Consider the following 5,553-nt stretch of genomic DNA (forward strand, 5'->3'; position numbering starts at 1 on the left):
CTTGTAATCTACGCGATTAGCACGATAGAATTTAAAAGTATAGATGTAGATTAAGCTTTTCCCTTCTTAAATTTTTAATGAAAAATAGATCCGCGCGGAGTTAAAGCGGAAAAATTTATTTGCGTTTTGAAATTAGAGAAAATTTTACAAAGTCCAAATTTACCACTTGACGTTGCAAATTTTCGGTGGATAGTAAATCTGGATACGAAAAGAAAACGGAAGTATTTTGAAACGCCGCTTAGTAAGCTCGCGGTCGCTACTAAAAACTACAAACGCGAATCATGAAGTAAAGCAGAAGCGACTAAATTTTCATCCCGAAACTAGGCGCATAGCCCGTTCGCGGGATAAAATTTTAACTCGTTTAATCCTACGTAGCCGCGCCCGCTGGCGCGGCCTTATAAACGTACCCTACTCCCACTCTATCGTTGCGGGCGGTTTGCTTGAAATGTCGTAAACTACGCGGTTGATGCCGTCTACTTCGTTTATGATGCGGCGAGAGACGTTTTCTAGCAGGTCGTACGGCAAGCGCGAGAAGCTAGCAGTCATGCCGTCGCTAGCATCCACCACGCGCACGCACACGGCGTTTTCGTAGGTGCGGTTATCGCCCATGACTCCCACGGAGTGCACGTTTAGCAGCACGCAAAATGCCTGCCACGTTTTGTTGTACCAGCCGCTTGATTTTAGCTCATCGCGCAGGATCACGTCGGCTTTGCGCAGGAGTTCTAGACTAGGCGTATTTACTTCGCCCATTATGCGGATCGCAAGGCCCGGTCCAGGGAATGGATGACGAAACACGAGCTCGCGCGAAAGACCAAGCTCAAGGCCTAGCCGGCGCACCTCGTCTTTAAAGATTTCTCGTAACGGCTCGATTAGCTCGAATTTCATCCACTCGGGCAGCCCGCCTACGTTGTGATGGCTTTTTATAGTCTTAGAAGCGCCGCCCACGCTACTTTCTATAATGTCCGTATAAAGCGTGCCTTGGGCTAGATATTTTACGTTTTCGTGCTTTTTAGCCTCCGCGTCGAATACCTCGATAAAGGTCTCGCCGATGATTTTGCGCTTTTTCTCAGGATCGGTCACGCCCGCAAGACGCTCTAAGAAAAGCTTGCTAGCGTCGATTACGATTAAATCGACGCCTAGCTTGGTTTTAAAGGTATTTTCTACCTGCTCGCGCTCGCCCGTGCGAAGCAGTCCGTTATCGACGAAAACTACGATTAAATTTTCCTTTATGCAGTGCGCCAAAAGCGCGGCTACGACCGAGCTATCCACTCCTCCGCTCACCGCGCACAGTACCTTGTCGCTTCCTACTTGCGCTTTAATACGCTCCATTTGCGTTTTTGCAAAGCTTCCCATGTTCCACGTGCTTTCGCAGCCGCAGATATATTTGGCGAAATTTTTTAAGATTTGCGCGCCGAACTCGCTGTGCTGCACCTCGGGATGAAACTGCAAAGCGTAAAATTTGCGCGCGTCGTCGCCGAATGCGCAAAACGGCGAGTGCTCGCTAGTAGCAAGCGCTTTAAACCCGTCCGGAAGCTCCTCTACGACGTCTGAATGACTCATCCAAACGATTTGCTTTGCGGGAGTATCGCGAAATAGCGCGTGCTCGCCCGTAACGCAAAGTTCGGCCTTGCCGTATTCTTTTTTATTGGCGGCGGCAACTTTCGCGCCGTGAGAGTGAGCTAACAGCTGCATGCCGTAGAAAATACCTAAAATCGGCAGCCCCAGCTTAAACACGCCCTCGTCGCAAAAATAGGCGTCTTGCGCGTAGACGCTAGCCGGCCCGCCGCTTAAAATCACACCCTTAGGCTGCTTTTCTTTAATCTTTTCCAAATTCGCGTTAAAAGGCAAAATTTCCGTATAAACGCCCTGTTCGCGAAGTCTTCTGGCGATTAGCTGGGTGTATTGCGACCCGAAATCCAAAACTACGATATCGGCGGTTTTCATTAATACCATCCTAAAATTTCAAATTGAACGTACCAAACGGCAAGCGATATGAGATAGCCGACGACTACTTTCCAAGCCTGACTCATATGCGCGCCGAAGGTGTAAATGCCTTTTAACTTACCCATTACGCCCACGCCCGCGGCCGAGCCGAAGCTAATCATCGAGCCGCCGATGCCGGCCGTTAGCGTAACTAATAGCCACTGATCTACGCCCATTTGCGGATTTGCTTTTAGCACCGCCGACATTACGGGCACGTTATCTACGACCGCCGAGACGAAGCCCACAGCGATATTTACAGCGCTTAGCCCGAATATATCGTAAAGCTTTACTAAATAGCCCAAAAATCCCAAAAAGTGCAGCGCGCCGACGGCGGCTAAAATTCCGAAGAAAAATATGAGCGTGTCGTTTTCGATTTTAGACATATAATGAAAAACGTGAATCGGCTCTTCGGTTTTATAAATTCTTTTAAAGCAATAAGCGTAAACGGCTAGCAACGATAAGCCGAACATCATACCCCACATAGCGGGCAGATGGAAAAACTGATGGCCTAGCACCGCGCACGCGATAGTAGCGACGCCTAGCCAGATTACGACCTTGCCACCTTTTTTAACGTAAAATTTAGGCTCGGTCGTAGGGTCGAAATGCGGGCTACCCGCGGGGACGGTTTTAGCAAGTAAAAACGCGGTAATTAGCCAACCGATAAACGAGGCCGGGAAAAGCGCGAAAAAGTCGATGAAAGGCGCTTTGCCCGCAGCCCAAGCCATCAGCGTCGTAATATCGCCGAACGGGCTCCACGCGCCGCCCGCGTTCGCGGCTACGACGATGTTTATCGCGCCCGCGACCAAAAACGGCTTGTTGTTGCGATCGATCGTTAAAAGCACGGTAGAAAGAATAAGCGCGGTAGTTAGATTATCGGCGACCGGGCTAATAAAAAACGCCAAAATTCCGGTTAGCCAAAATAGCTTTTTATACGTGTAGCCCTTAGAGACGAGGTTGTATTTTAGCGTGTTAAATACGTCTCTTTCGATAAGCGCTTCGATAAACGTCATCGCGACCATTAGGAAAAATATAATTTGCGCGATTTCTAAAATCAGGTGATTTACCTCGTCGTTTAACGGGTGCATATCCTGCCCGTTTATCGCCATATAAATACCTACTAAAATAAACATAAACGTACCGATAAATAGCGCCGGTTTAGCCTTATTTATATGGTATTTCTCCTCGGCGGCGATAAAATAATATCCGCCTAAGAATATAAGGAAGCACAATATGCCGACCCACGTCGTAGTCATATCCGCCGTCTCGCCCGAAGAGCCGAACGCTAGCCCGAAGGAAAGCGCGATTAGGCTTAAAATTTTCATTCATTCTCCTTTTAAATTTTAAAATTTTCGCTATTTTACTTAAATGACTATAAATGTAAGCTTTTTGTTTAAAGTCGGTTTATTTTTTCCCTTTTACTCTCTTTTTGAGGCGCGTCGCCGTAAAACGGATCGGCTTTATAGCCGCAGCCGCCCAAATTTAGCGCAACGAAAATTAATAATAAAAATGCTAAAATCGTCCTATGAAAGACGCTAAAATTCTGGTAAAACATATCTACGATAATCCTTTGTTTAAAGAGTTAAAAAATGCCGACGAATGCCGCGAGCTACGCGCTTTAATGCCGCGCGCGCAACAAAATTTCATCGCTTTTTGTTACGTCAGGCAAGGCGCGCTGTTTTTCGTGCTGACCCATCCGCTGATGCTGTCGGAATTAAAACGCGATAGTAGTATAAATATGATAAAAGGCTTATTAAAAGCTTTCGTTAAAACGCGCGAAAATAGCGTCTTTAAAGACGTTCGCGACGTTAAATTTTTCGTCACCGAAAAATTGCGCTACCGCCCCGCTCCCAAAGAGCGCAAAATTTTGCTTCGCCCCAAAAGCGACGGGAATTTTCAAATTTCAGCCAAAGACGAAATTTTAAAGGCGAAATTCGAGGAGCTAAGCCGTATTTTGGCGGCTCGCTCGGCGAAATTCGAAAGCGTGCGATGTTAATCGACGAGATACGCTCGCTGCCCGCCGCGCCCGGCGTCTATCAGTATTTCGACGCGCAAAATCGCCTACTTTACGTAGGAAAGGCTAAAATTTTAAAAAACCGCGTAAAAAGCTATTTTAGCTTTACGCCGCTCCTCGCGCCGAGCCCCAAAGTAAGCCCTCGCATACGCAAAATGATAAGCGAAGCCGTCCATCTTGAATACATCGTAACAAACTCCGAAGCCGACGCGCTAATCTTAGAAAATTCCTTCATCAAGCAGCTAAAACCCAAATACAACATATTACTTCGCGACGACAAAACCTACCCTTATATTTTCGTAAATTTAAACGACGAATTTCCGCGTTTTGAGATTACTCGAAGAGTAGTAAAAGGCGCTAATATACGTTATTTCGGACCGTATTTTAGCGGAGCGGGCGAGCTGATAAACGCGCTTTATTTAAATTTTAACCTAGTTCAAAAAAAGGGCTGTTTAAAGGATAAAAAAGCCTGTCTTTTTTACCAGATCGGCCGCTGCAACGCGCCTTGCGAGGGTAAAATTTCAAGCGAGGATTACGCTAAAATTTTAAAAGACGCCACGGCTGCGCTGCAAAATCCAAGCCTGCTAATCCCGCGCCTAAACGAGCTAATGATAAACTTCGCAAACGCCGAAAATTTCGAACAAGCGGCAGCCGTGCGCGACCAGATAGAAACGCTAAAAAATATCCAAACCAAGGTAGAAGTCGATCTTGCGCGCTTGGAGGATTTTGAAGCCTATGCGGTCGTAAGCGCGAAAAATATGCTCTGCGCGGCTCGTTTTAGCGTGCAAGGCGGCAAGATTAACGGCGTAAAAACGACGGTGGCCGCGCTTAAAGACGGCGACGAGGATAGTATTAATGAAGCTTATCGCCACGTTATTTTAGAGAGTTTCCCGCAAGATCAGCCCGTAATTACGAGTAAAATTTACGTTTTTGAAGATTTTGAAGACGCCGCATTGGTGGAAGAAATTTTAAACGAGCGGCACGGACGAAAATTTAGCATCTCCCGCCCTAAAATCGGCGAAAAACGTAAAATTTGCGAGATCGCCGCTAAAAACGCCGAGGTTAGTATCGACAAATATTTAAAAACCCACGACGACGCGATTTTAGAGCTTATCGCCGAGTATTTTTCGCTATCGCACGTTCCTTACGTTATCGAAGCGTTTGATAACTCGCATTTATTCGGAGAGGCCACCGTGGGCGCGATGGTGCGCTGGTCGCACGGCGCGTGGGACAAGGACGGATACCGCCGCATGCATCTAAGCGCAAAAAACGACTACGACCAGATGCGCGAACAGCTAACCGCGCGGGCTTTACGCTTTGATAAGCTTAGTCCGCCCGATCTTTGGGTTATCGACGGAGGCGAGGCGCTATTAAATTTAGCGCTTGAAATTTTAGCAAGCAGCGGCGCGAACGTGGACGTGATCGCTATTTCAAAAGAAAAAATAGACGCCAAAGCCCACCGCGCAAAAGGGGCAGCGAAAGATAAAATTTATACGCAAAAGGGCAAATTCACGCTAAACGCGGACGATAAAAAATTGCAGTTTTTTCAGCGCCTTCGC

General features: G+C 47.1%; 4 protein-coding genes. 2 read left to right on the top strand and 2 right to left on the bottom strand.

Annotated elements, in window-relative coordinates; all coding sequences use genetic code 11:
* Window positions 1–408: 408 nt before the first annotated feature.
* Both guaA and nhaD read right to left on the bottom strand, forming a co-directional pair.
* A complete protein-coding gene (guaA, locus tag QZ147_RS07975) occupies window positions 409–1,944 on the bottom strand; it encodes a glutamine-hydrolyzing GMP synthase (RefSeq protein WP_295149056.1) in 1,536 nt (511 codons plus the stop codon).
* Window positions 1,944–3,305 carry a sodium:proton antiporter NhaD gene (nhaD, locus tag QZ147_RS07980; RefSeq protein ID WP_295149058.1) on the bottom strand — a complete coding sequence of 454 codons (1,362 nt, stop codon included), beginning with the start codon at window positions 3,303–3,305 and terminating at the stop codon, window positions 1,944–1,946. The genes guaA and nhaD overlap by 1 nt, the downstream gene beginning before the upstream one ends.
* A 200-nt stretch (window positions 3,306–3,505) precedes the next feature.
* On the opposite strand from nhaD, the gene QZ147_RS07985 reads away from it, so the two are divergent.
* Both QZ147_RS07985 and uvrC read left to right on the top strand, forming a co-directional pair.
* Window positions 3,506–3,976, top strand: coding sequence for a hypothetical protein (locus QZ147_RS07985; protein WP_295149061.1), 471 nt, complete (start codon window positions 3,506–3,508; stop codon window positions 3,974–3,976).
* On the top strand, window positions 3,970–5,553 hold a 1,584-nt coding region (gene uvrC, locus QZ147_RS07990), incomplete at its 3' end, for an excinuclease ABC subunit UvrC (protein WP_295149064.1). The genes QZ147_RS07985 and uvrC, both read left to right, overlap by 7 nt.

The organism is uncultured Campylobacter sp. (assembly GCF_905371695.1).
In the GTDB taxonomy this organism is placed as follows: Bacteria; Campylobacterota; Campylobacteria; order Campylobacterales; family Campylobacteraceae; genus Campylobacter_A.